General features: G+C 60.4%; 26 protein-coding genes. 7 read left to right on the top strand and 19 right to left on the bottom strand.

What is annotated here, in order from left to right; translation table 11 throughout:
* Positions 1–56 precede the first annotated feature (56 nt).
* The 8 genes from MA884_RS26160 to MA884_RS26125 all read right to left on the bottom strand — a co-directional run bounded on the left by MA884_RS26160 (position 57) and on the right by MA884_RS26125 (position 9,553).
* Complete coding sequence (locus tag MA884_RS26160; RefSeq protein ID WP_256233211.1) at positions 57–1,442, bottom strand: aspartate aminotransferase family protein; 1,386 nt, start codon at positions 1,440–1,442, stop codon at positions 57–59.
* Entirely contained in the window at positions 1,439–2,926 is a 1,488-nt protein-coding gene (locus MA884_RS26155; protein ID WP_256233210.1) for an NAD-dependent succinate-semialdehyde dehydrogenase, read from the bottom strand. The genes MA884_RS26160 and MA884_RS26155 overlap by 4 nt, the downstream gene beginning before the upstream one ends.
* A gap of 129 nt (positions 2,927–3,055) precedes the next feature.
* The gene (locus MA884_RS26150) at positions 3,056–3,535 is read right to left on the bottom strand and encodes an Lrp/AsnC family transcriptional regulator (protein WP_256233209.1); all 480 of its coding nucleotides are present in this window, start codon (positions 3,533–3,535) and stop codon (positions 3,056–3,058) included.
* 184 nt (positions 3,536–3,719) lie between these two features.
* The gene (gene doeB, locus MA884_RS26145; protein WP_256233208.1) at positions 3,720–4,721 is read right to left on the bottom strand and encodes a N(2)-acetyl-L-2,4-diaminobutanoate deacetylase DoeB; all 1,002 of its coding nucleotides are present in this window, start codon (positions 4,719–4,721) and stop codon (positions 3,720–3,722) included.
* Positions 4,722–4,724: 3 nt separating this feature from the next.
* The gene (gene doeA, locus MA884_RS26140; RefSeq protein WP_256233207.1) at positions 4,725–5,915 is read right to left on the bottom strand and encodes an ectoine hydrolase DoeA; all 1,191 of its coding nucleotides are present in this window, start codon (positions 5,913–5,915) and stop codon (positions 4,725–4,727) included.
* A 41-nt stretch (positions 5,916–5,956) separates the two neighbouring features.
* On the bottom strand, positions 5,957–6,949 hold the full coding sequence (locus MA884_RS26135; RefSeq protein WP_256233206.1) for a cyclodeaminase: 993 nt from the start codon (positions 6,947–6,949) through the stop codon (positions 5,957–5,959).
* Positions 6,950–6,973: 24 nt separating this feature from the next.
* The gene (gene eutB / locus MA884_RS26130) at positions 6,974–7,945 is read right to left on the bottom strand and encodes a hydroxyectoine utilization dehydratase EutB (RefSeq protein WP_256233205.1); all 972 of its coding nucleotides are present in this window, start codon (positions 7,943–7,945) and stop codon (positions 6,974–6,976) included.
* 213 nt (positions 7,946–8,158) lie between these two features.
* Complete coding sequence (locus tag MA884_RS26125) at positions 8,159–9,553, bottom strand: PLP-dependent aminotransferase family protein (RefSeq protein ID WP_256233204.1); 1,395 nt, start codon at positions 9,551–9,553, stop codon at positions 8,159–8,161.
* A gap of 290 nt (positions 9,554–9,843) precedes the next feature.
* Between MA884_RS26125 and ehuB the strand changes: the two genes are divergently transcribed.
* The 4 genes from ehuB (at position 9,844) to ehuA (ending at position 12,949) form a co-directional block, all read left to right on the top strand.
* Positions 9,844–10,701 carry an ectoine/hydroxyectoine ABC transporter substrate-binding protein EhuB gene (gene ehuB / locus MA884_RS26120; RefSeq protein WP_256233203.1) on the top strand — a complete coding sequence of 286 codons (858 nt, stop codon included), beginning with the start codon at positions 9,844–9,846 and terminating at the stop codon, positions 10,699–10,701.
* Between the two features lie 66 nt (positions 10,702–10,767).
* Positions 10,768–11,427, top strand: coding sequence for an ectoine/hydroxyectoine ABC transporter permease subunit EhuC (gene ehuC, locus MA884_RS26115; protein WP_256233202.1), 660 nt, complete (start codon positions 10,768–10,770; stop codon positions 11,425–11,427).
* A complete protein-coding gene (gene ehuD, locus MA884_RS26110; protein WP_256233201.1) occupies positions 11,424–12,080 on the top strand; it encodes an ectoine/hydroxyectoine ABC transporter permease subunit EhuD in 657 nt (218 codons plus the stop codon). Before ehuC ends, ehuD begins: the two co-directional genes overlap by 4 nt.
* Complete coding sequence (gene ehuA / locus MA884_RS26105) at positions 12,080–12,949, top strand: ectoine/hydroxyectoine ABC transporter ATP-binding protein EhuA (protein WP_305519591.1); 870 nt, start codon at positions 12,080–12,082, stop codon at positions 12,947–12,949. Before ehuD ends, ehuA begins: the two co-directional genes overlap by 1 nt.
* A 230-nt stretch (positions 12,950–13,179) precedes the next feature.
* Here ehuA and MA884_RS26100 read toward each other — a convergent pair whose 3' ends face one another.
* Positions 13,180–13,914 carry an OmpA family protein gene (locus MA884_RS26100; protein ID WP_256233200.1) on the bottom strand — a complete coding sequence of 245 codons (735 nt, stop codon included), beginning with the start codon at positions 13,912–13,914 and terminating at the stop codon, positions 13,180–13,182.
* 113 nt (positions 13,915–14,027) lie between these two features.
* Positions 14,028–15,203 carry an aspartate aminotransferase family protein gene (locus MA884_RS26095; protein WP_256233199.1) on the bottom strand — a complete coding sequence of 392 codons (1,176 nt, stop codon included), beginning with the start codon at positions 15,201–15,203 and terminating at the stop codon, positions 14,028–14,030.
* A 98-nt stretch (positions 15,204–15,301) separates the two neighbouring features.
* Here MA884_RS26095 and MA884_RS26090 point away from each other — a divergent pair, with 98 nt between their 5' ends.
* From MA884_RS26090 to MA884_RS26080, 3 genes are all read left to right on the top strand, one after another.
* On the top strand, positions 15,302–16,219 hold the full coding sequence (locus tag MA884_RS26090) for a LysR family transcriptional regulator (RefSeq protein ID WP_256233198.1): 918 nt from the start codon (positions 15,302–15,304) through the stop codon (positions 16,217–16,219).
* 243 nt (positions 16,220–16,462) lie between these two features.
* A complete protein-coding gene (locus MA884_RS26085) occupies positions 16,463–17,476 on the top strand; it encodes a diguanylate cyclase (protein WP_256233197.1) in 1,014 nt (337 codons plus the stop codon).
* Positions 17,477–17,614: 138 nt separating this feature from the next.
* Positions 17,615–18,319 carry a hypothetical protein gene (locus MA884_RS26080; protein ID WP_186658520.1) on the top strand — a complete coding sequence of 235 codons (705 nt, stop codon included), beginning with the start codon at positions 17,615–17,617 and terminating at the stop codon, positions 18,317–18,319.
* A gap of 331 nt (positions 18,320–18,650) precedes the next feature.
* Here the strand turns inward: MA884_RS26080 and MA884_RS26070 are convergent, their stop codons facing one another.
* The 9 genes from MA884_RS26070 to MA884_RS26030 all read right to left on the bottom strand — a co-directional run.
* Positions 18,651–18,965 carry a DNA-binding transcriptional regulator gene (locus MA884_RS26070; RefSeq protein WP_092393895.1) on the bottom strand — a complete coding sequence of 105 codons (315 nt, stop codon included), beginning with the start codon at positions 18,963–18,965 and terminating at the stop codon, positions 18,651–18,653.
* The gene (locus tag MA884_RS26065) at positions 18,962–19,306 is read right to left on the bottom strand and encodes a toxin (protein ID WP_092456203.1); all 345 of its coding nucleotides are present in this window, start codon (positions 19,304–19,306) and stop codon (positions 18,962–18,964) included. The genes MA884_RS26070 and MA884_RS26065 overlap by 4 nt, the downstream gene beginning before the upstream one ends.
* Before the next feature lie 139 nt (positions 19,307–19,445).
* Positions 19,446–20,333: a heme o synthase gene (gene cyoE / locus MA884_RS26060; protein ID WP_256233196.1), complete on the bottom strand. Its 888-nt coding sequence runs from the start codon at positions 20,331–20,333 to the stop codon at positions 19,446–19,448.
* A gap of 10 nt (positions 20,334–20,343) precedes the next feature.
* Positions 20,344–20,679, bottom strand: coding sequence for a cytochrome o ubiquinol oxidase subunit IV (cyoD, locus tag MA884_RS26055; protein ID WP_214963438.1), 336 nt, complete (start codon positions 20,677–20,679; stop codon positions 20,344–20,346).
* Positions 20,680–21,306, bottom strand: coding sequence for a cytochrome o ubiquinol oxidase subunit III (locus tag MA884_RS26050; protein WP_014340103.1), 627 nt, complete (start codon positions 21,304–21,306; stop codon positions 20,680–20,682).
* A gap of 3 nt (positions 21,307–21,309) precedes the next feature.
* Positions 21,310–23,340: a cytochrome o ubiquinol oxidase subunit I gene (gene cyoB, locus MA884_RS26045; protein ID WP_256233195.1), complete on the bottom strand. Its 2,031-nt coding sequence runs from the start codon at positions 23,338–23,340 to the stop codon at positions 21,310–21,312.
* Positions 23,341–23,343: 3 nt separating this feature from the next.
* Positions 23,344–24,288 carry a ubiquinol oxidase subunit II gene (cyoA, locus tag MA884_RS26040; protein ID WP_256233194.1) on the bottom strand — a complete coding sequence of 315 codons (945 nt, stop codon included), beginning with the start codon at positions 24,286–24,288 and terminating at the stop codon, positions 23,344–23,346.
* 793 nt (positions 24,289–25,081) lie between these two features.
* Complete coding sequence (locus MA884_RS26035) at positions 25,082–25,591, bottom strand: disulfide bond formation protein B (RefSeq protein WP_256233193.1); 510 nt, start codon at positions 25,589–25,591, stop codon at positions 25,082–25,084.
* Between the two features lie 151 nt (positions 25,592–25,742).
* Positions 25,743–25,983 (bottom strand): hypothetical protein (locus MA884_RS26030; protein WP_256233192.1); only part of this gene is annotated, 241 nt, incomplete at its 5' end.

Below are 25,983 nucleotides of genomic sequence, written 5' to 3'. Positions count from 1 at the left end.
AGCCCCCTCCCACACTGGATCGCAGATATTCAAAAATTTCGCGCTCACCACAAATCTCAAGCCAATACTTCACCCGCCACCTGATCGATGGCGCCTTTGGTGATGTCGACGATCAGGTCCGCATCTTCGCGGGTCAGGATCAGTGGCGGGGCGAAGCCCAGGATGTCACCATGGGGCATGGCGCGGGCGATCATGCCGCGTTCCAGGCAAGCGGCCGAGACCCTGGGGCCGACTTTCAGCGCTGGATCAAAAGCGCTGCGTTGCTCGCGATCAGCCATGAACTCCACCGCCGCGAGCATGCCGTCACCGCGCACTTCACCCACCAGCGGATGGCCTTCGAGGCTTTCACGCAGCCGGCGGTTCAGGTAGCCGCCGACATCCTCGGCGTTGGCCGTGAGGTTTTCCCGCTCGAGAATGTCGAGGTTGGCCAGTGCCGCCGCCGCGCAAATCGGGTGTCCGGAATAGGTCCAGCCGTGCCCCATGGCGCCTTCGGTCTGGGAGGCTTTTTCAATCACACTCCAGACTTTTTCCCCGATGATCACCGCCGACAACGGTGCATACGCGCTGGTCAGGCCTTTAGCGGTGGTGATCAGGTCCGGCTTCATGCCGTAGCGCTGACTGCCCATCTTCGAACCCAGGCGGCCGAACGCGCAGACCACTTCATCGGCAATCAACAGCACATCGTACTTCTTCAACACCGCCTGGATCGCGTCCCAATAACCGGCCGGAGGAACAATGATGCCGCCCGTGCCCATCAGTGGCTCACCAATGAACGCCGCCACGGTGTCCGGCCCTTCAGCCAGGATCATTTTTTCCAGCTCATCGGCGCAGTAGCGCACGAACGTCCCTTCGTCCATGCCCGCCGGGGCCTTGCGATACCAGTGGGGGCATACGGTGTGCTTGACCCCTTCCACCGGCAGGTCGAAATGCTGGTGGAAGGTCGCAAGCCCGGTCAGGCTGCCGGTCATGATGCCCGAACCATGGTAGCCACGATCGCGGGAGATGATTTTTTTCTTCTGCGGCCGGCCCAGCACGTTGTTGTAGTAACGCACCAGTTTGACCTGGGTTTCGTTGGCATCGGAACCGGACAGGCCGTAGTAGACCTTCTTCATCCCTTCTGGCGCCCAGTTCATGATGCGACTGGACAGTTCGATGATCGCCTCGCTCGAGTGGCCGACGTAGGTGTGGTAGTAGGCCAATTCCTTGGCCTGCTTGTAGATGGCATCGGCCACTTCGGTGCGGCCGTAACCGATGTTCACGCAGTAGAGGCCGGCAAAAGCGTCAATGAAGTCACGGCCTTCATGGTCGCGAATGCGGATGCCCGATGCACTTTTGATGATCCGGCCCTTGAGCGCACCACTGGCATGGTCGTGGGCGTGGGTCGACGGGTGCATAAAATGCGCGCGGTCTTGTTCAAACAGAGTATTGAGTTCTTGGCTCATGCGGGCTCTCCTGGGAACTGGCCTTGATGGTGCAGGCAAAAGTATTTGGTTTCGACGAAGGGCTCGAAGCCCTCGCTGCCACCCTCGCGGCCAAGGCCCGAGGCTTTCATGCCACCGAAGGGAATCGGATGGCCGGTAAACTTGACGCCATTAACCGCGACCATGGCGTGGTCGAGACGGCGAATCAGTGGATAAATGAGGTCCAGGCGGTTGGAGCAAATATAGGCTGCCAGACCGTATTCGGTGTCATTGGCCATTTCGATGGCTTCATCCAGGGTGTCGAATGGCATCACCCCGGCGATGGGCGCGAAATTTTCTTCGCGGTAGATGCGCATTTGCGGTGTGACATCAGCCAACACGGTCGGCTGATAGAACAACCCGCCCAGGGCATGGGCTTCACCACCGACCAGGCGCTGGGCGCCAAGGGCCAGTGCATCGGTAACCCGGTCGACAGTCACATCGAGCGCGGCCTGGTGCATCAACGGGCCGACGTCCACGTCCTGCTCCTGCTGATCCACCATGGCCGGGCCGACCCGCAACGCCCGTACCGCGGCGGCGAAACGGCTGAGGAACGCCTGATAAACCGGACGTTGGACCATAATCCGGTTCGCCGCGCAGCAATCCTGGCCCGAGGTCTGGAATTTCGCCTCCACGGCGACTTTCACCGCCAGCGCCAGGTCAGCATCGGCGCAGACAATGAACGGCGCGTTGCCGCCCAACTCCAGGGCGACCTTCTTCACATCATGGGCGGCGGCTTGCAGCACCAGTTTGCCGACCCGAGTCGAGCCGGTGAAACTCACTGAGCGGACACGGCGATCCTTGACCAGGGTTTCCATGGTCATCTGCGGCTCGCCCAGCACCACATTGAAGACCCCGGCGGGGAACCCTGCTTCCTCGGCCAGTTGTGCCAAGGCCAGGGCCGAGTACGGGGTTTCGTGAGCCGGCTTGATGACCACGGTGCAACCGGCAGCCAGGGCGGCGGCGGCCTTGCGGGTGATCATCGCCGACGGAAAATTCCAGGGTGTCAGCAGTGCGCAGACACCCACCGGTTCTTTGATCGTACCCAAATGAGCGTCGGGAATATGGCTGGGGATATTCTGCCCGTACAGGCGCCGGGCTTCTTCAGCGAACCAGGGAATAAAGCTTGCGGCATAGGCGATTTCACCCCGGGACTCGGCCAGGGATTTGCCCTGCTCCAGGCTGAGGATCCGCGCCAGGTCTTCGCTGTGTTCGACGATCAACGCCGCCCAGCGTCGTAAAATCTTGCCCCGGGCGTCCAGGCTCTGTTCACGCCAGGCCGGGAATGCTTGCTGGGCCGCATCCACCGCCGCGACAATCTGCGGCTGATCAAGCATCGGCACGTGGCCGATCACCGTGCGGGTGGCGGGGTTGTGCACGGCAATGCTGTGGCCGCTGTCGCTGTGAACCCACTGGCCGTCGATGTAGCAGAGTGCTTTGAACAGCAGCGGATGTTGATAAGTCATGACGTTCACTCCAAACCGTGTGCGTGGAACCATGCTAGGGCAGCGGCGCTTGGGTAATCGGGTGTTTGCCGGGGGTCATTCCTTGGTTTTTTCTGAAACAAGGGGCTGCAAAAGTGATTTCTGCGGTGCTCAGGTTGACGGCGCCAGCTCCGCCGGCAAGGCGCCGCTGGTCTTGATGGTTTTGGTGACGATATAGGTGAAGTAGCGCTCGATACCGAGGTCTTCGAGCAGCAGTTGATCGACAAAGCGCTGGTAGTGATCGATATCCGGAGACTGGATCATCGCCAGATAATCCACCCCGCCTCCGGTGGCGTAACAGAACGCGACTTGCGGCGCGGCGGCCATGCGCTGCTCGAAGCGGCGCATGTCCTGGGCGGTGTGTCGGGCCAGGGTGATTTCCACCAGCACCTGTTGACGCTTGAAGACCGCGCCCCAGTCGATCTGCGCCCGATAGCCGGTGATCAACCCTGCCATTTCCAGCTTGCGCACCCGCTCCCAGGCCGGCGTCACCGAAAGGTTGATCGCCTCGGCCAGACTCGACTTGGTGATCCGCCCGTCCTCGGCGAGGATCTGCAGGATCTTGAGGTCATAGCGGTCGAGCTTGTGCATGGGCCGGGCTCTCCAGGCAATTCAGGTATCACACCACCCCTGTGGCGAGGGAGCTTGCTCCCGCTGGGCCGCGCAGCGGCCCCAATCTCGGTTCCGTCTGGCCCAGGCCAAAAAGCGACGACTGCTTCGCAGCCGAGCGGGAGCAAGCTCCCTCGCCACGGGGTGGTGTGTCAGTTGAGGTGTATCAAGCCAACACATCCGCAATCACCGCCAACGTATCGCCGCATTGCACCAGCCCCGGAAAGTGCCGGGCCGCCAGCAGGCCGCTGCGGGCGGCGCGGTATTCAACGGGGGCGACGCCGCTGCGGGTGGCGTCGTAGATGCGCGCCACCACCTCGCCCCCGGTCACGTGGTCACCCAGGTCGCGGCACATTTCCAGCAGGCCGTCGTGTTCGCTGGCGATGAAGCAACTGGCATCGGGCATGTCGAGCATCAACGATGGCTGTAGCTCGATCTCGCCGCGCAGGATGCCGGCGTGGATCAGCAGGTTGCGTACCCCGCGTTCGGCAATCGCCACGCTGCGGGCCGTCGATGAGCCGCCACCGCCCAGTTCGGTGGTGACGAACACCTTGCCCTGGGATTCGGCGGCGGTGTCGTACATCGCCCCGGCGTCCAGTTCCAGCATGCGCATGCAATACGGCGCATTGAACGCCAGCATCCCCGCCTCGCAGCGGGCCTGTTGCTGCTTGTCCGGCAATACGTGGCAGGCGGCGAACGGCAGGAAGTCCAGGGTCCGGCCACCGGAATGAATGTCCAGGACGATGTCGGCCAAAGGCAGCAACGTACGGTTGAAATAGTCAGCGATTTTCTCGGTCACAGTGCCGTCCGGCTTGCCGGGAAAACTGCGATTGAGGTTGCCCTTGTCGATGGGCGAGGTACGGCGAGCGGCATGGAACGCCGGGGTGTTCATGAACGGCACGATAATCACCCTGCCACTCACCTCTTGCGCGGTCAGGCGCTGCGCCAGTTTGCTCAGGGCCACCGGGCCTTCGTACTCATCGCCGTGGTTGCCACCACTGAGCAGCGCCGTCGGGCCGCTGCCGCGCTGGATCACGGTGATGGGAATCATCACCGCGCCCCAGGCCGAATCGTCTCGCGAATACGGCAGCTTGAGAAAACCGTGCTGTACGCCCTCGCGGCTGAAATCGACCGTGGCGCTGATGGGATTGGCAGGCAAGTCAGTCATGGCTCAATCCTTCACGAACAATTGACGAGGCACGTTGCACAGCGTCTCGACGCCGGTTTCAGTGATCAGAATGCTTTCGGTGATTTCCAGGCCCCAATCGTCCATCCACAAACCCGGCATGAAGTGGAACGTCATGCCCGGCTGCAACACGCTGGTGTCGCCGGGGCGCAGGCTCATGGTGCGCTCGCCCCAATCCGGCGGATAGCTGATACCGATCGGGTAGCCGCAACGGCTGTCCTTATGGATGCCGAACTTCTCCAGCACTTTGAAAAATGCCACGGCAATGTCGCCCGTGGTGTTGCCCGGCTTGGCCGCGTCCAGGCCGGCGGCGATGCCCTCGACCACGGCTTTTTCACCGTCGAGAAAATGTTGCGGCGGCTTGCCCAGGTAGATGGTGCGCGACAGTGGGCAGTGGTAACGCTTGTAGCAACCGGCGATCTCAAAAAAAGTCCCGGCGCCCTTCTCGAACGGCGAATCGTCCCAAGTCAGGTGCGGCGCGCTGGCGTCGGCACCGGTGGGCAGCAATGGCACGATGGCCGGGTAATCGCCGCCATGGCCATCGGCCCCAAGAATGCCACTGCTGTAGATCTCGGCCACCAGTTCGTTCTTGCGCATACCCGGCTCGATCCGCTCCAGAATCCGCGCATGCATGTTCTCGACGATGCGCGCGGCGATGCGCATGTAGGCGATTTCCTGGGGGGACTTGACCGCCCGCTGCCAGTTCACCAACCCCACCGCGTCCACCAGTTTGGCCTGCGGCAAATGCTTTTGCAGCGACAGGTACGCGGCGGCGCTGAAATAGTAGTTGTCCATCTCCACGCCGATGGTCAGCCCACCCCAGCCACGCGCGGTGATCACTTCCCGGGACAGGTAGTCCATGGGATGGCGTTCGCGCGACTGCACGTAGATGTCCGGGTAGCCGACGATATTATCGGCCTGCATGAACACCGTGCGTTTGGCGCCGTTGGCATCCTGGCCGCGACCGAACCACACGGGCTCGCCGTCCAGCGCCACCAGCACGCACTGGTGTACGTAGAACGACCAACCGTCATAGCCGGTGAGCCAGGCCATGTTCGACGGATCGGTGACCAGCAACAGCTCCAGGCCCTGGACCTGCATGGCCACGCGGACCTTCGCCAGGCGCTGGGCGTATTCCTCCCGCTGGAACGGAAGATTGACGACTATCTCTGACATCCACCTGCCCTCTGATCAATGACGCACGAATAAAAAATCGGTTAACGACCGAATGGGAAACCCTTGCCCGCCGCCCGCGCCCGCTCGAAGGCCAGGTTGGCAATGGCGGTGTCCTGGGCACCGGTGCCGGTGAGGTCGCACAAGGTGACTTGCGCCTCATCGGTTCGCCCGGCCCGCTGCCCCGCCAACACCTGGCCCAACTCCATCAACGCCGACTCATCGCCAACGACACCGGCCGCCAGGGCGTGATGCAGTTCACCGAGCACGCGGGTCTGACTCAGGCGATCGGCGACGTAGCAGTCGACGGCCGCCAGGGCCTGCGGGCAAATCTCGTTCTTGTGTTCCGCGTCCGAGCCCATCGCGGTGATATGCAGGCCCGGATGCAGGTGCCGAGCCTCGATCAGCGGCTCACGACTGGGGGTGCAGGTGATGGCAATGTCGACGCCTTCCAGCGCGGCGTCGACCGTTGTGCACGGCGTCACCGAAAGCCCCGTATCACGCGCCAGCTCGGCACTGAAGGTTTGGGCCTTTTGTGCATCGCGAGCCCAGACCCGCACTTCTTCGATGGGCCGCACCAGACGCAGCGCCTGAAGCTGCAACGCGGCCTGCTCGCCGGCACCGATCAACGCGACACTGCGGCTCTGCTCGCGAGACAGGCAGCGCGACGCCACCGCTCCGGCGGCGGCTGTGCGCACGGCGGTGAGATAACCGTTGTCCAGCAACAGCGCCTCCAGCAGACCGGTGCGCGCCGACAGCAGCATCATCATGCCGTTGAGGCTGGGCAGGCCGAGTTTCGGATTATCGAAAAAGCCCGGGCTGACCTTGATCGCAAACCGCTCCAGGCCCGGCAGGTAAGCCGTCTTCACGTCCACCTCACCGTTATGTTCGGGGATATCCAGCCGCAGGATCGGCGGCATCGCCACGGCCGCCGTTGCCAGCAGCACGAAGGCCTGTTCGATGGCGTCGATGCTAGGCAGGTCGAGGGCCACGCAACTGCGCAGATCCGCTTCGCTCAATAGGGTGACTTCACTCATGGCTGGCTCCGTTGCGGGTGATGGTTATTGCTGGGCCCCAGCGAGTACGCGGGCATGTTGTTCGGTGTCGACGTTGCGCCCGCTGACCACCAGCACAATGGGCCCACGTGGTTCGATCAGGCCGTCGAGCAAAGCGGCAATGCCCACCACGGCAGCGCCCTCAAGCACCAGGCGTTCCTCGTGATAGGCGTGGCGCAAAGCGTTGGCGATGGAAGCTTCTGAGAGCAGGTGCAGGTCATCGCTCAGTTGTCGGGTCATGTCGAAGGTGTAGCGGTTATCCAGGCCAATGCCGCCGCCGAGGGAGTCCGCCAGCGTGGGCAACTCCTCGACCTCCACCGGCTGCCCGGCGGCGAGGCTGGCATCCATCGCGGCGCCTCGGGCCATGCTGATGCCATGCACCTGAATCGCCGGATTCGCACTTTTGAGCGCCAGGGCCACGCCGGCGAACAGGCCGCCGCCGGACAGCGGCACCAGCACCTGGGCCACGTCCGGCTGTTGTTCGAGGATCTCCAGGCCGAGGGTGCCCTGGCCGGCGATGATCGCCGGATGGTCGAAAGGCGGCAGGAAGGTCGCACCCTGCTCTCTGGCAATGCGTTCGGCTTCGCGCTGGGCATCGTCCTGGGACTGGCCGACGATGCACACCTCGGCCCCCAGATCGCGAATCGCCTGCACCTTATTGGCCGGCACCAGGTTCGACAGACAGACAATCGCCTTGACCCCTTGCCGGGAAGCCGCATGGGCCAGCGCCCGCCCGTGATTGCCGGTCGATGCAGTGACCACGCCCAAGGCCTGTTGCTCGGGGCTGAGCTGGGCCACGGCATTCGTCGCGCCGCGCAGCTTGAAGCTGCCGGTGATTTGCAGGGATTCGAGCTTGAGGTACACCGCCACCCCCATCAGCCGTGACAGGCTGGGGGAATGCTCCATGGGCGTACGCCGCACCAGCGATTCGATGCGCTGGCGAGCGAGATAGACATCCTGTAGCTGCAACACTGCCATGACCGCGTCCCGAGCTGATGTGTTGGGCGCAGTCTAAGAGGGCTGGATTGTGGTGATGAATGTACTAGGGCAATTTAATCAATGATTGTCCGGCCCCAAATCCTCGACCACTACAAATCCCCTGTGGGAGCGAGCCTGCTCGCGATGGAGACAGTACAGCCACAGTTTCTGTTGGCTGTTACACCGCTATCGCGAGCAGGCTCGCTCCCACAGTTAAAAATCATGCACCTGCGGATACTGGTCAAACATCTCGCGCATGCCGATCAGCGCATGGCGCATTTCCTCATCGCTGCATTCGGCGCCTACGCATACTCGCACCGCTCGAGGTTTGGGGGTGCCGCGCACGGTGAACGGGTCGGGAGAGGTCACGGCGATGTGTTTGTGCCGCAGCGCCCGCACCAGGCTGTCCACCTCCCACCGAGGTGGGATGCCTATCCAGGCATTCAAGGCGTGAGGATGCTGGCCCAGCAGATGCTCGCCCATGTACTCGGTCACCATCGCCTGGCGCCCGGCCAACAGCCGGCGCTGCAAATGCACCAGTGACTCGGCGCGGCCATCACGGATCCAGCGGGCGGCAATTTCCGACACCATGGGCGTGGCCATCCAGCTGTTGACCCGCAGGATGCTCTCGGTGCGCAGCGCCAGGCGCTTGGGCACCACCAGATAACCGATGCGCAGCCCCGTGAGCACCGACTTGGTCATGCTGGTGCAATAGAACGACAGCTCCGGCAGGTAGTGGCTGATGGGCGGCGCACGACGTTCGTCCAGCAGCGGACCGTACACGTCGTCTTCGATGATGTGCACACCAAAGCGCCGGGCAATCTCGGCGATTTCCCGCCGGCGGGTGTCGGGCATCAGGCTGGTGGTGGGGTTGTTCAGGTTCGGCGTACACACCAGCGCAGTGATGCGCTCGTTGCTGCACATGTCCTCGAAGTGTTCAGGATCGATGCCATAGCGATCCATCTCCAGGCCCTTAAGGGTAAAACCCAACACCTGGGAATTGCCGATCACCCCGTGGTCGGTCACCCCTTCGCAGAGCACCACATCATCGGGACCGGCCAGGGAAGCGAGGGCAAGGAAGATCCCATGGGCCGCGCCGTTGGTGATCAAGATGTCGTTGCGATCAACCTTCAACCTTTGGCGGCCAATCCATTGAGCGGCCGCTTCGCGATGGGATTCAAAACCTGCGATCGGACGAAAAGCATGAATCCACGGCTGGTCTTCTTCGGTGCTCAGTTCAAGGCAGGTGTCGCGCCAAAACTGGTCGTGCTCGCGGGTGTGCATGATTCGCGTGATGGAAAAATCCACCAGCGCACGCTCGGGGCTATCGAGAATGTAGGTCGCGACCCGGTCGCTCATGCGCCGCGAAACGAAGCTGCCGCGTCCCACTTCACAGCGCACCAGGCCCTGACGCTCCAGCTCCTTGTAGGCATTGGTGACAGTCTGCACACTGATGCCCATGGCGTCGGCCACTTGCCGTTGCGGCGGCAAGCGCTGGTCATTGGCCAGGGAGCCCTGCTCGATATCGTCGGCAATGGCCTGTACCAGAATCTTGTATTTGGACTCACCGCTACGGGCAACGTCCAAGGCTGATTTCCACTTATCCATGACGCTGCAACCCGCGTGTGTTCTGGTGCGCACAGCATCCCGCGACAATCGCGACAAAGCAATTGTCCTAGTGCAATACAATCGGTGCCGGGGCTTTTGTATGCTCGGTCCAAGGTCGTCATCCAGGCGGGTTCACCGCCCCGACAAAAAAGCCGGATCGACCTGTACCGGCGCCGTTCCCGATTCCAGGCCATGGCCGGATCAGCCGCTGTACGCTTTGCTCTTGTAACACTGCCTCCTACCACAGAGCCGTCAAACGACGGATCCACAAGAAACAGGAGATTTTATCGATGAGCAATTTCCTTCCCGCCACATGCGCGCCCCTGCGTCGGCTCTTAATAACCTGTGCCGTACTTGGCCTGGCTGGCAGCGTTCACGCCGCCACCCTCGATACCGTCAAAAGCAACAGCAGCATCCGGATCGGCTACGCCAACGAAACCCCGTTCGCCTTCACCGAAACCGACGGCACTGTCACCGGTGAATCACCGGAAATCGCCAAGATCATCTTCGCCAAGATGGGCATCAAGCAGGTCAACGGTGTGCTCACCGAATGGGGCTCGCTGATTCCCGGCCTGCGCGCCGGCCGTTTCGATGTGATTGCCGCCGGGATGTACATCACCCCGGCGCGCTGCAAGCAGGTGTTGTTCACCGATCCGCAATACCAGTTGCCCGATGCCCTGCTCGTGGCCAAGGGTAATCCAAAGCAACTCCACAGCTATGAAGACATCGCCAAACAACCGGACGTGAAGCTGGCAATCATGGCCGGTACGGTGAACCTGGCCTACGCCCGGGATTCCGGGGTCAAGGATGAGCAGATCCTCCAGGTCCCCGACACCACCGCGCAGTTGCAAGCAGTGCGCGCCGGGCGCGCGGACGCTGCCGTCGGCACGCAACTGACCATGAAAGGCCTGGCCAGCAAGGGCGGTGACAAGGTTGAGGCAATGACCGAGTTCAAGGACGACCCGTCGCACATTGGCTACGGCGCCCTCGCCTTCCGCCCCGAAGACAAAGACCTGCGCGATGCGGTCAATGCCGAGCTGAAGAAATGGCTAGGCTCTGAAGAACACCTCAAGGCCGTTGCGCCGTTCGGTTTCGACAAGTCCAACGTGACCAGCAAAACCGCGGCCGAGCTCTGCGCTCAGCCATAGCCGAAACAGGCATGACGCGCGGTGCGTGATGCCTGTTCCCTGCTTCATCGGATATCGGGTTGAACCATGGGCGAATTACTTCCGTTATTGATTCAAGGGGCCTGGGTCACGCTTCAGGTGACCTTTTTCGGCTCGCTGCTGGCAATTGTCAGCGCGGTACTGGCGGCCCTGGGACGACTGTCGCCATGGCGAGCGCTGCGCTGGTTTTCCATCACTTACATCGAAGTGTTTCGTGGCACGTCGCTGCTGGTGCAACTGTTCTGGTTGTTCTTCGTGCTGCCACTGCCGCCGTTCAACATTGAATTGAGCCCCTACGCCGTGGCGATTGTCGGCCTGGGCCTGCACATCGGCGCTTATGGTGCCGAAGTCATGCGCGGCGCCATCAGCTCGGTGGCCAAAGGGCAATACGAAGCCTGCACGGCGCTGAATTTCAGTGGTTTCAAGCGTTTCAAACGGATCATCCTGCCCCAGGCCCTGCTGGCGGCGATCCCCCCGGGCACCAACCTGCTGATCGAATTGCTGAAGAACACGTCGCTGGTGTCGTTGATCACGTTGTCCGACCTGAGCTTCCGAGCACGGCAACTGGATCAGGCAACCTTCCAGACACTGGAGATCTTCAGCCTGGCGCTGGTGATGTATTTCATCCTTGCCCAAGCCATCAACTTCGGCATGCGCCATGTCGAGCGACGACTGAGCCGGGGCCGGATGCGTGGAGGTCTGTCATGACCCTGTTCGACTGGTCCTACGCCGCACAGATCCTGCCGGACTTGCTGCGCGCCTCCCTCAACACGGTGGGCATCACCCTGATCGGTTTTCTGATCGCGATTGTCCTGGGACTGTTCCTGGCAATTGGTCGGCGCAGCCGAAAAATCTGGCTGTCATGGCCGGCCACCGCTGTGATCGAGTTCATCCGCAGCACACCGCTGCTGATCCAGGTGTACTTCCTCTATTACGTGCTGCCTAACTACGGCTTGAGCCTGACGGCGATGCAAGTCGGCATCCTCGGTATCGGCCTGCACTACGCCTGCTATATCGCCGAGGTCTATCGCAGCGGCCTTGACGCGGTGCCGCGGGCGCAGTGGGAAGCGGTGACGGCGCTGAACATCGCTCCGTACAACGCTTACCGCAACATCATCCTGCCCCAGGCGCTGCGGCCGATCATACCGCCGCTGGGCAATTACCTGGTGGCGATGCTCAAGGACACGCCGGTGCTGTCGGCGATCACTGTGGTGGAAATCATGCAGCAGGCCAAGAACATCGGCTCCGAGCATTTCCGTTACCTGGAGCCGATCACCATGGTCGGCCTGTTCTTCCTCGCCCTGAGCCTCGCCTTGGCCTATCTGGTACGGCGCCTTGAAACGCGCATGGAGCTACGCTAATGACTTTACCCCTGTCCTCGCCCACCGATTTGTCCCGGCGCAGCACGCTGGCGTCGCAGCAGGAGGCCCCGGCCATGCAAGATCAGACACCGTGCCGGCCGATTGTCAGTTTCCAGGACGTGACCAAAAGCTATGGCAGCTTTACGGTACTCGACCATCTGAACCTGGATGTCGCGCCCGGTGAAAAAGTCGCGATCATCGGCCCCAGCGGCTCGGGCAAGTCGACATTGTTGCGGGTGCTGATGACCCTGGAAGGCATCGACCAGGGCCAGATCCGCATCGAAGATGACTCCCTGACCCACATGCCCAACCGCAACGGCGTGCTGGTGCCGGCCAACGACCGGCACATCCGCCGGGTGCGCGGCAAGATCGGCATGGTGTTCCAGAGCTTCAACCTGTTCCCCCACATGACCGCGCTGCAAAACGTGATCGAGGCCCCCGTGCAGGTGCTGGGCATGAATCCTAAGGAAGCCCGGGAGCGCGCGGCCGATTTACTGGAGCTGGTGGGCCTGGGCAGCAAGCTCGACCATTACCCTTCGCAGTTGTCCGGCGGCCAGCAACAACGGGTGGCGATTGCCCGGGCGCTGGCGATGCGACCCAAGGTGATGCTGTTTGATGAAGTGACCTCGGCGCTCGATCCGGAACTGTGTGGTGAAGTGCTGAATGTGATCCGCAAACTGGGGGCCGAGCACAACCTGACCATGCTGATGGTGACCCACCAGATGGGCTTCGCCCGGGAGTTCGCCGACCGGGTGTGCTTCTTCTACAAAGGGCAGATCCACGAACAGGGCACTCCGGCGCAGATCTTCGAAAACCCGCAGCAGGAGCGCACGTGTGCGTTTCTCAGTGCGGTGAAAGAGGCGAACTGAACCTATCTACTAAAGTGAACACTGTTGTGGCGAGGGAGCTTGCTCCCGCTGGACTGCGCAGCAGGCCCAAAACCAGCCACCACGATGTGTCTGGGGATTGAGTCGATAGATTTTGGGGGCTGCTTCGCAGCCCAGCGGGAGCAAGCTCCCTCGCCACAAAGGTCCAAACGCTAGCCGCAAAAAAGAGGGCCCCTGTTTTCAGGGGCCCCCTTTCATTTACCGCCCAGCGGTTATGGGTACTGCTGGTAAGTCTGCCCCTGCTGCGCCGGCGCCTGATATTGCAGGCCCGGAATGGCCTTGAGGTTGACTTCGACACGGCGGTTTTGCGCACGGCCATTGACGTCGGCGTTGCTGGCCACCGGATTATCCGGGCCGGCACCGCGGGCGGTCAGGTTGGCGCCGCTGACACCCTGGGACGTCAGGTAGGTCGCCACGCTCTGTGCACGACGCTGAGACAGATCCATGTTGTGCTGACGGCTGCCGGTGCTGTCGGTATAACCCACGATTTCGATCTGATTCTGGTTGAACTCCCTGAGGGAGTTGGCCAGGTTGTTCAGCGGCTGGTAGAAGCTGGACGCGATGTTCGCCGAGTCGGTGGCGAAGGTGATGTTGCCCGGCATGATCAGTTTGATCTGGTCGCCCTGGCGCTGCACTTCAACGCCGGTATTGGCCATGCTGGCACGCAGTTTCTTTTCCTGCTGGTCGGCGTAGTAACCGTAACCGGCCGCGGAAGCCCCCACGACCGCAGCGCCGATCAACGCACCCTTGCCGCGGTTATCGTGACCGATGGCCGCACCGGCCAATGCACCGGCCAATGCACCGAGGCCGCCGTACTTGGCGGTCTTGCTCATGCCGGAGGACTCTGTGGAGGCCTGCCCCTGGTTGTCATAAGGGTTAGGCGACGCGCAGCCGGACAGCAGGGCCACAGCGGTTGCGACAACAATCAAGCGACGCGAGGTGAACATGAAGATGCTCCTGGTATTTTAGTTCTGAAGTGTCAGAGCTTAGGCTATCGACTCTGGCTGGCGTTGGAACGCGGCAATTGGCAAAAATTCCGTCCAGCCATGTCGCACCTGGCCTAGTCTATCTTCAGGCACCGGCTCACGCCCCTGACGATCATCTCCACTTCCCGTCCATCGATCGTCAACGGCGGTAGCAGACGGATGGTCTTGCCGCGAGTGACATTGATCAGCAAACCGTGGTCCCGTGCGGCGCAAAGAGTCAGGTCGCGGACCGGCTGCTTGAGTTCGACGCCGATCATCAACCCCTGGCCGCGAATCGCCAGCACGTTCGGGTTGTCCGCCAGTTCAGCCGTCAGCCGGTTGAGCAACTGTTCACCCTGATGCCTGGCGTTGTCCAGCAGACCTTGCTCCTGGATGATGTCCAGCACTGTGCAGCCGACTCGACAGGCCAGCGGATTGCCGCCGAAGGTGCTGCCATGACTGCCGGGCGTAAACAGTTCGGCCGCTTTGCCCCGGGCCACACAGGCGCCGATGGGCACGCCGTTGCCCAAGCCCTTGGCCAGGGTCATGACGTCCGGCGCGATGCCTTCGTGCTGGAACGCAAACCATTGGCCGGTGCGGCCGATGCCGGTCTGGATCTCGTCGAGCATCAGCAACCAGGCGCGCCGTGTGCACAGTTGCCGCAAGGCCTTGAGATAGCCCGGCGGCGCCAGTTGCACGCCGCTTTCGCCCTGGATCGGTTCCACCAGGACCGCAACGATGCGCTCGCCGTGGACCTGCTGGATATGTTCCAGCGCCGCCAGATCACCAAATGGCACCTTGATGAAGTCCCCCGGCAACCGATTGAAGCCCAAGCGCACCGCTGGGCCATCACTGGCGGACAAGGTGCCCAATGTACGTCCGTGAAATGCATTTTCCATGACCACCACCAACGGCTGCTCGACACCTTTGTGCCAGCCATACAGGCGCGCCAGTTTCAGAGCGGTTTCGTTGGCCTCGGCACCGGAGTTGTTAAAAAACACCCGCTCCATTGCTGAGAGCTGAGTGAGTTTTTGTGCCAGCCGTTGCTGCCAGTCGATGCCGTACAGGTTGGACGTATGCAGCAGCAGGCCAGCCTGCTCGCTGATGGCAGCCACCAGCCGAGGGTGGGAGTGGCCGACATTGGTCACTGCCACGCCTGCCACTGCATCCAGGTACTCGCGACCGTCCTGATCCCACAGGCGCGTACCCAACCCATGGGTAAAATTCAGCGCCAGGGGTTGGTAGGTGGTCATCAGGCAGGCGGCGGTCATGGCTTCAAGCTCCATCAGGTGGTTTTTTCCAGTATGGTTAGCCACTCTTGCTGGATAAACACTGCTTTCCTTCAATCATTTAGAAGCCAGGCTTGATAATGGATCTGTTCCAGGCAATGACTGTTTACGTCAAGGTAGTGGAAACCGGGAGCCTGACGGCGGCGGCCCAGGCGTGCGAAATGTCCACCACGATGGTGGGTAATCACCTTCGTGCGCTGGAGCAACGCCTCGGGGTGCGCCTGATCAACCGTACGACTCGTCGCCAGCGCCTGACGGAATTCGGCTCGTCCTACTATCAGCGCTGCCTGGAAGTGCTAGGGCTGGTGGCCGACTCCGAACGGCTGGCCGAGCAAACGCAAGGCGAGCCCACCGGTACCTTGCGCATCACCGCACCATTGACCTTCGGCACCGAACGCCTTGCGCCGGCACTGGCCGAATTCAGCCGGCTCCATCCCCAGCTCAAACTCGACGTGGTGCTGACCAATCAACGCCTGGACCTGCTGGATCACGGCTTCGACGTCGCCATCCGTCTCGGCCCCCCCGACCCGAAGCTGATCGCCCGCCCCTTGATGGATTACACCCTGACCATCTGCGCATCCCAGGCCTACCTGGCGCGCCGAGGCACCCCGCGAAAACCCGGCGACCTGGAGCAGCACGACTGCCTGTCATTCGCCTATTCGGCCGGCGACGAGTGGCGCTTCGCCCAGGATCATTGGCCCATCAACGGGCCGGAAGGTGAAATCAAGGTGCCGGTGACCGGGCCGATGTTGATCAACAGCTCCTCGGGCCTGCACCGTACGGCCCTGGCCGGCATGGGCGTGGTCATGCTTCCCGATGCACTGGTGGCCCAAGATCTGGAGGAAGGTCATCTGGTAGCGCTGCTGCAGGACTATCAACTTCCCCATCGCCCAATGAACCTGATGTATGCCCAGGATCGCTACCGGCTGCCGAAGCTGCGCAGCTTTGTCGAATTTGCGATGCAGCAATGGGGTAAACCCCAAACCCAAGCCGAATGATGTTGTGGCGAGGGGATTTATCCCCGCTGGGTCGCGTAGCGGCCCCAAAAGTCATCAAACCCGACTCACCTGCCATGTGAACCGACAGCCTTGGGGTTGCTACGCAACCCAGCGGGGATAAATCCCCTCGCCACAAAAGCAAACCCCGTCTGAATATCCCCCGCTAGTGCCCCCCGCGCCCCATCAGCTACTCTTCATCCTTGGACAAGCATTTTGATATCAAGGCTGATTGAGGAAACGACGATGGGCGACGCCTCGAACATCGATATGCTGCGCCTCGACCTGTCCGGTCTGGACGAAAGTGTGCTGCACACCATCCTTGAGCTGGTCAGCGATGGCATCTGGGACTGGAACGCCAACACCGGGTTCGTCTACCGCAACCCCGGTTGGTACACGATGCTGGGGTATCTGCCTCACTCACTCGACAACACCGTGCTGACTTGGGAAAGCGTGATCCATCCCGATGATTATCCGCAGGTGATGGCTTTGTTCGACGCCCACCTGCAACAACGCTCCCACCACTATCAAGCCGAATACCGCTGTCGAACACGCGACGGCTCTTGGATGTGGATCGAGGACCGTGGCTATGTGATCGCCCGTAACCCCGACGGCACGGTGGCGCGGATGATCGGCGCCCATCGCAGCATTGACGACAAGAAGCGCCTGTTCGAACAACTGGAACGGCGCAACAAATCGCTGGAAGCCGTCATCCAGGAGCGCACCCTGGAACTGTCCCGGGTCAATCACCAGTTGCAGATCCAGCTAGACGAAAACCGCAGGCTCGCCGAAACCGATGCCCTGACGGGGATCGCCAACCGCTATCGCCTCGAACAGGCACTGCCGCTGGCCTGCGAGCGTGCCCAGCGCTTTCGCGAGTCCTTGTCACTGATCGCCATGGACGTCGATGACTTCAAGGACATCAATGATCGTTACGGTCATGCTTTCGGCGATGCGGCGCTGGTGCAAGTGGTACAGGCCGTGAAACGCTGCGAACGCGACGGCGACTTGCTCGTACGCTGGGGCGGCGATGAATTCATCATGATTTTGCCCAACACCTCCCTGGCCAACGCCTGCCTGATGGCCGAAACCATTCGCCGGAGCCTGTCCGATCTGCTGCCGGTGGGCGACTTCCAGGTCACTATGAGCTTCGGTGTGGTCCAGCGGCGCGAGGATGAACAGCACACCGTGCTGCTGGACCGGGCGGACCAGGCGTTGTATCGCTCCAAGATGGCCGGCAAGAATGTGATCTGCCAATGATGCGTACCTGAACAACAAATACCGGCCTGCCACCGGTTCAACCGTGACAACGCCGCCCGGGTCCAATAGATTAGGCGACCGGAAAAAAGCTCAACGCCTTTCCCGCCTCATCCAGCTAACAGAAGTAGTGAAATTTCAATGTCCGATTCCAATACCGCTGAATCCGTAGTCACTCTGTCGTCCAAAGCGGAATACGAAAACTCCATCAATCTTTCACAGCATCTGCCTCAGGCCAAAAGCATCAGTGAGATGGTTCTCGATGCGTTCCAGTCGAACCGCGAAAGCGACCAGATCCGCGAGCTGCGCAACGCCATCCGCCAGGCCCATGACGCGTTCGACGATGACAAGGCCTACGAACTGATGGGCCAGCTCAAGCAGCTCAAGGACGCCGAAGCCGCCGATTTCGCGGCACTGGAAGACCTGAGCAGCCGCTTCCCCATCAGCCGTATCCTGTCCAGCTACAAGGACGATCCGGCCTTCCAGGAACTGGTTTATGGCCTGGCCCTGAAAGTGCTGAACCAGACCCATCAGGCCATCAGCAACCCGAGCGGCAGCAAAGGCAAAGCCTCGCGGCCCAAGAAAGAGGCCGAAGTATTTGTCATCAGCAAGGACGGCATCAGCGTCACCCTGCCCTTGCGTACCCCACGCTCCAAGCCGAACGTCGACCGCGAGGCCTTCGAATTCCTGGGCTTCAGTTTCGTTGGCGAAGGCGACCAGGCCGAGCTGGAAAATGACATTTTCCTGGACAACGACGGCACCGAACAACCGGTCACCCGAAAAAGCATCGTCACCGCCCTGCAACAGCAAAAGGCGTTCGACGGCTATAGCATCGCCCAGCAATAAGCCTTCTTTTTCGGCCGCCAGAACCCTGTGGGAGCGAGCCTGCTCGCGATAGCGGTGGTTCAGCTTGCATCGATGTGAAGGTGCCAGCCTCATCGCGAGCAGGCTCGCTCCCACACTGACTCAGCGGCGCCTGGCGATTAGGTGCTCGCCGAAGCACCTGTGGGAGCGGGCTTGCTCGCGAAGGCGTCGTGTCAGCCAACATCACCGTCAACTGACCCACCGCATTCGCGAGCAAGCCCGCTCCCACAGGAACATCGGCAGTCCGAGCAATGCTCATGAAAAAGCCCCGCGCTTCTCTCGAAGGCGGGGCTTTTTCATGGAGAGGAGCTCCTCAAACAGCTGCGAGCCGCTCGACCATATCTGGAAACTTCTCGACCAGCCTGATCAGAAGAGCTGCCTGGGCGTTGGGTTTGGACTTCTCCTGCTCCCAGTTTCTAAGGGTGCCAGGACTGGTCCTGATGCTCTTGGCAAAAACGGCCTGAGACATATGGAGCTTGTCGCGCAACGCTACGATTTCTTGCGCCGACACCTCGGGAACCGGCTTGTCTTCGATCGATATCTGACGAAGGGTAATCTTGCCCTCCCGTTGAGCGGCCATCTCCCCGACGCCTTGCATCATCTCGGAAAACAGATCACGTTTATTCATAAGGTACCTCGTGCTTTCAACTCTGCTTCTATGGCGCGCTTGAGCGTCTTCTCTTGCTCGGAGGTCAGGTTTTCCAACTCGTCCTTGTCATAAATCGCGAACATCCAGAACTGACGATCATTCATGAGCCAATAGTAAATGACTCGTAACCCACCTCGCTTCCCTTTGCCACGACGTTCATCGAACCAGCGCAGCTTACGAAAGCCGCCAGTACGTGGCATGACGTCGCCGACCTCTGGATGCTGCAGCATATAGGACTGAAGCACGCGATATTCATCGTCAGTCAGGTAATGGCCAACCGTGGCGGTGAACGTAGTCGTTTCAAAAAATAGGGTACGCATGGCAGAAACTATAGGCAAATTGCGCATAGTTCAACAAACCAAAATCTATTGCGACGAATGACAGCCAATCCATGCCCCACCTAGACAAAAAGCCCCGCGCTTCTCTCGAAGGCGGGGCTTTTTGTGCAGCGTCTGAAGCTTAAGGCGCGTAAGTCAGCAACAACTCACTCGGCACTTTGAAGTCCAGGGACATCATGACGCTCAGGGCGGTGATGGTGAAGATCGAGAACACGAACAGCTTGCGTGCCCAGACCGTGTCATCCACTGCCTTGTAGCCGGTCCAGGCCATGTACAGCCAGTACATGCCCATGGCGGCGGCGACGGCGAGGTAGCTCATGCCGGCGTAGCCGCTGAAGGTCAGCATCAAGGTCGCCACGAGGAAGGCCAGGATGTAGAGCAGGATGTGCTTCTTGGCCACCTGGATGCCGCGCTTGACCGGTAGCACCGGAATCGAGGCGGCCAGGTAGTCGTTGAAGCGGAAGATCGCGATGGCGTAGGAATGCGGCATCTGCCACAGGCTGAACATCACCAGCAGCGTCAGCGCAGCCATGTCGAAGCTGTTGCTGACCGCCACGTAACCGATCACTGGCGGCATCGCCCCCGACAGACTGCCCACCAGCGTGCCGTGGACCGACTTGCGCTTGAGGTACAGGCTGTAGAGACCGACATAGATGACAAAACCGATCACCGCGAACAGCGCGGCCAACGGGTTGGCCACCCAGTACAGCAGCGCCACACCGGCCACACCCAGTACCGTGGCGAACGCCAGGGCCAGGTGCACCGGGATCAGGCCCTGGACCAGGGCGCGGTTCTTGGTGCGCTCCATTTTGATATCGATGTCGCGGTCGATACAGTTGTTGAATACACAACCGGATGCCACCACCAGGGAAGTGCCGATCATCGCGGCCAGGAAAATGGCCAGATCGACATGCCCTTTCGAGGCCAGGAAGAACCCGCCTGCCACAGAAAGCACGTTACCGAAAATGATCCCCGGTTTGGTGATTTGGATAAAGTGCTTGAGCGACATCGGGTCTACCTCACTTCGCCATCATGTTGGTGTGGATGCTGAACATGATCCACAACGACAGGCCGACCAGCAGGACAATCACAATCGCGGCAAAGACAAATGCGACCACGTTGTTGCGCTGGGCTGCAGAGCGGTCCAGGTGCAGGAAGTACACCAGGTGCACCAATACCTGGACCACGGCGAAGATCAGGATGATCCACAAGGTCAGGCTCTTGGGCAGTGACGGGTACATTACCAGGCCGAATGGAATGACGGTCAGGATCACCGACAGGATGAAACCGATGGCGTAGGACTTGACGCTGCCGTGGCCGGCGTCATGGCCATCATGGGAATGTGCGTTAGCCATTTACAGGGTCCCCATCAGATAAACAACGGTGAATACGCAGATCCACACCACGTCCAGGAAGTGCCAGAACAGGCTCAGGCAGCTCAGGCGCGTCTTGTTGGTGGCGGTCAGGCCGTTTTTGTGGACCTGGTACATCATGATCGCCATCCAGATCAGACCGCTGGTCACGTGCAGACCGTGGGTGCCGACCAGGGTGAAGAACCCGGACAGGAAGCCGCTGCGGCTAGGACCGTAGCCTTCGGCGATCAGGATGTGGAACTCGTTGATCTCCATGGCGATAAAGCCGGCGCCCAGCAGGAAGGTCATGGCCAACCAGCCCAGTACCTGGGTCTTCTTGCCCTTGAACAACGCCAGCATGGCGAAGCCGTAGGTGATCGAGCTGAACAACAGCAGTGCGGTTTCGCCCAGCACGTACGGCAGCTCGAAGATGTCGTGGCCCGACGGGCCACCGGCGACGTTGTTAACCAGCACCGCGTACACCGCGAAGATCGACGCAAACAGAATGCAGTCGGTCATCAGGTAGAGCCAGAAACCGAATACGGTCATCTCGCCCGAGTCGTGATGATGGTCATCGTGCCCATGGTCATGACCATGGGCGTGTCCAACAGTGGTCACTAAGTTCGACATGGTTTAAGCCTGTTCCAACGAGGTTTCAACACGGGTGGCGGTGGCTGGGACTTTCCCGGCCGCGACCAGACGTTTGTGCTGTTCGGCTTCGATGCGCTCGATGACATCCACCGGCACCATGTAGCCCTGATCGTCACGGGCGGCATGGATGGTGAAATACACCACGGTGCCGACCAGGCTGGCGATCGCCAGCCACCAGATGTGCCAGATCATCGCGAAACCGAACACGGTCAGCAGTGCCCCCATGACCACACCGGTCGCGGTGTTGTTGGGCATGTGGATCGGCGTGTACTTGGCCGGAGCCTGGTACGCGGTACCGTTTTCCTTGGCTTCGGTGAACGGGTCGATGACGTCCGCTTTCGGCAGCACGGCAAAGTTGTAGAACGGTGGTGGCGAGGAGGTCGACCACTCCAGGGTATGGGCATTCCACGGGTCGCCGTGTTCGCACATGTTCTCTGGCTTTTTGCGGTCACGCACGCTGACGTACAACTGGATCAGTTGGCAGGCGATACCCACGGCAATCATCACCGCACCGAACATGGCGACGTACAGGTACGGCACCCATTCAGGGTTGGTAGTGGCGTTCAGACGACGGGTCATGCCCATGAAGCCCAGTGCATAGAGCGGCATGAACGCGACGAAGAAGCCTGAGATCCAGAACCAGAATGCAGCCTTGCCCCAACCCTCGTGCAGCTTGAAGCCGAACGCTTTCGGGAAGTAGAAGGCGAAGCCGGCGATGTAGCCGAAGACAGCGCCGCCGATGATCACGTTATGGAAATGCGCGATCACGAACAGGCTGTTGTGCAGCACAAAGTCCGCACCCGGGATGGCCAGCAGTACGCCGGTCATGCCGCCGATGGCGAAGGTCACCATGAAGCCCAGGGTCCACAGCACGTGGCTGGTGAAACGCAGACGGCCCTGGTAGATGGTGAACAGCCAGTTGAACAGCTTCACACCCGTGGGGATCGAAATCAGCATCGTCGCCAGGCCGAAGAAGGCGTTGACGCTGGCACCCGAACCCATGGTGAAGAAGTGGTGCAGCCAGACCATGAAGCCCAGCACCGAGATCGCGCCGCTGGCGTAGATCATCGAGTGGTGGCCGAACAGTTTCTTGCCGGAGAACGCCGAGATGACTTCGGAGAAAATCCCGAACGCCGGCAGAATCAGGATATACACCTCGGGGTGACCCCAGGCCCAGAACAGGTTGACGTACATCATCGGATTTCCACCCAGTTCATTGGTGAAAATGTGGAAATCCATGTAGCGGTCAAGCGTCAGCAGAGCCAGGGTAGCGGTCAGGATCGGGAACGAAGCGACGATCAGGACGTTGGCCCAGGTGCAGGTCCAGGTGAAGATCGGCATGTCCATCAGTTTCATGCCAGGGGTACGCATCTTCAGCACGGTGGCCAGGAAGTTGACCCCCGTTAGCGTCGTACCCAGCCCGGATAGCTGTAGCGCCCAGATGTAGTAATCCATCCCCACGCCCGGACTGTATTGCAGCCCCGACAACGGTGGATAAGCAACCCAGCCGGTCTTGGCGAATTCGCCAACGCCCAGGGACAGGTTGATCAGCACCACGCCGGAAACCAGCAACCAGAAGCTCAGGGAGTTCAGGAACGGATAGGCCACGTCACGCGCGCCGATCTGCAGCGGCACTGCAAGGTTCATCAGGCCGGTGAAGAATGGCATCGCCATGAAGATGATCATGATCACGCCGTGGGCGGTGAAGATCTGGTCATAGTGTTCAGGCGGCAGGTAGCCCGGCGAACCCTCGGTGGCCATGGCCAGCTGGGTACGCATCATGATCGCGTCGGCAAAACCACGCAGCAGCATGACCATGGCAACGATGATGTACATCACGCCGATTTTCTTGTGGTCGACCGACGTCAGCCACTCGGTCCACAGGTAGGTCCACTTCTTGAAGTAAGTGATCCCGGCGAACAATGCCAGACCACCGAGCGCGATGATGGCGAGGGTCACCATGACAATCGGCTCGTGGAACGGGATCGCTTCCCAACTTAATTTACCAAACATCGTTTACTCCTCTGCCCCGGCAGCTGAATGCGAACTCGAATCCAACCCTTGCGTGTTGTGGGCCACTTCTTTCTCTTTCTTCTCGTGGATCAGCTTGCCCGGTTTCATGCCTTCATATTTGTCGATGATGGTCTGGAACAGGTTCGGCGTGACCGAGGAGTAGAGCTCGACTGGGTTGTTCTGGCTTGGCTTGGAAAGGGCTTCGTATTCAGCTTTTTCAAGCTGTTTAGGTGCCTTCTTCACATCGTTGACCCAGGCGTCGAACTCTTCCTGGGTCGTGGCGATTGCTTTGAACTTCATGCCGGTGAAACCCGCGCCGCTGTAGTTGGCGGAGATACCGTCGAGTTCGGCGTTCTGGTTGGCGATCAGGTGCAGCTTGGTCTGCATGCCCGCCATCGCGTAGATCTGGCCACCCAGGCCCGGAATGAAGAACGAGTTCATCACGGTGTCGGAGGTGACTTTGAAATTGATCGGCGTGTGGGCCGGGAACACGATCTTGTTGACGGTGGCGATGCCTTGTTCCGGATAGATGAACAGCCACTTCCAGTCCATGGAGACCACTTCAATGGTGATCGGCTTGACGTCGGAATCCAGCGGACGATACGGGTCAAGGGCGTGGGTCGACTTGTAGGTGATGTAACCCAGGGCAATGATGATCAGTACCGGAATAGTCCACACCGCCACTTCGATCTTGGTCGAATGCGACCACTTGGGTGTGTACGTGGCACTGGTGTTGGACGCACGGTATTTCCAGGCGAACAGGAAGGTCATGACGATAACCGGCACCACGACCAGCAACATCAACAGCGTGGCGGTGATGATCAGGTTTCGTTCATCCAGGCCGACCTGACCCTTGGGATCGAGCAACGTCATGTTGCAGCCCCCCAGCAACAACATGCCGAGCAGTGGCAACAAGCCTAGTAATCGGGGGTACCTGTTTTTACTCATCTCACGACCTCTAAAGCAGCTTGCGCAATGCAGTTGGGTTTTGATCGCCAACACTTCACCCTGCCAAGGGTTGGCATTTTTCTTGGATTGAATAAGGGCTGACCGTCGCAGCGTCAGACGCTGTTCGACACATCCCGGGCCAGCAGTGAGTTCTTATTCGAATTCGTAGGTCAAAGGCCTTGTTACAGCCCAATTCCATTTGGTGCGGGTAGTTGGAAGGCACCGACACCTGGGGTCGCATGGGGCCTTGAGCCCTTCGACCACCTCACGGGCTCAAGCCTGAGCCGGGTCGGAAATTCGGTGCGGGCGATTGTAGTGAGCTGAGGCGCCGGAAACCATGTCTTATCCTGAAATAATCTTCATCCGATCGGGCAACAATCTTTCACAGAAATTGCAACAAGCCATCATCTTATCGAAATTCATTCTCAACAAGAACCCTAAAAAACGTAGGCCTACTACGCCCGATTTAGACAGCTTGCGTTGATTCAAGAGGGTTTTTATGCCCGTAAACCCCCCGTCATTCGGGGGGTTGAGCGGCAAAGCGCCCGATTGTTAAAAATGCCTGCCAGGTGGGGAGGCAGCCAGTCGAACGGAGGCCGCCATGGCTGATTTTTTATGGCAGGACAAGGTGCTTATTCGTGCAGCGGGTGGCCAGTCAACTGCAAATGTGTGACAACGTGTCGCACGCTGTCGCGGCTCATTCTTGTCTCGGATCAAGGCTGGCATGCCTTAAGACTGAAACGCAAAACGCCCCGGCTTTCTACAGAAAACCGGGGCGTTTGATTGAGGTGCTCTAGCGTAATTGTTTGCGATTGCGCGATACCAGCAACGGCACCAGGATCACCGTAAGGACGAACGCCACCAGTGCCCACTGTGCCAGGGACAAGCCCAGGATCGGCGGATACGGGGTGGAGCAAAAACCATCGACCTGGAAGCCCAACGGGAAGATCTTCGCCAGCGGGAGGTCATCGACAATCGGTTGCAGCACGTCGACGCCACAGCTGACCGCCGGGAAGAACTGGGTGTACACGTGATGTCCTGCTACCGCCGCACCGGCCAGGGCGCTGAGCACGACCAGGCCTTCGAAAACCGTCAGGCTAAGACGGGTGCGCATCGCCGCGCCAATGAAGGCGAAAATCGCGATCAGCAACAATGCATACCGCTGCAGGATGCATAGCGGGCACGGCGCCTCACCGAGCGCCACCTGCATATACAGCGCACCTCCGATCAGCGCCAGACAGATCAGCCCCAACAGCACCAGATAGCGCCGTTCACGGCCCAAGCGCATCATTTGCTCATTCATTGCGTTTCCCTTTGTCTGCATTGGATCGACGCGCAACCTGGAGAGCCTCGGCGCGCTATCGGATGGCCAAAGTCTACACGCTGACCATGACAGAGAACGAGCGGCTGCCGCCCACATTGAGGGAATAAACAGGAGGGAGGTTAAGTACGGATTAATTTTGGCTGGGGGAATCAGTCGGGATGGGGTTGAACATGCCGCTGCTATCGCGAGCAGGCTCGCTCCCACAGTTGTCTTTGCGCTGATCACCCAATCGTGCCTGCCGCAAAATCCATTGTGGGAGCGAGCCTGCTCGCGAAGAGGCCAGCACATCCAGCATCACTGTTTCAGACAAACCGCCTTCGCGAGCAAGCCCGCTTGTGTCTTGCATCGTGATTAGACTGAAGGTGAGAGCG

The sequence above is a fragment of the Pseudomonas sp. Q11 genome (assembly GCF_024494355.1).
Classification (GTDB): Bacteria; Pseudomonadota; Gammaproteobacteria; order Pseudomonadales; family Pseudomonadaceae; genus Aquipseudomonas; species Aquipseudomonas hefeiensis.
This window is presented reverse-complemented; position numbering and strand designations above follow the sequence as displayed.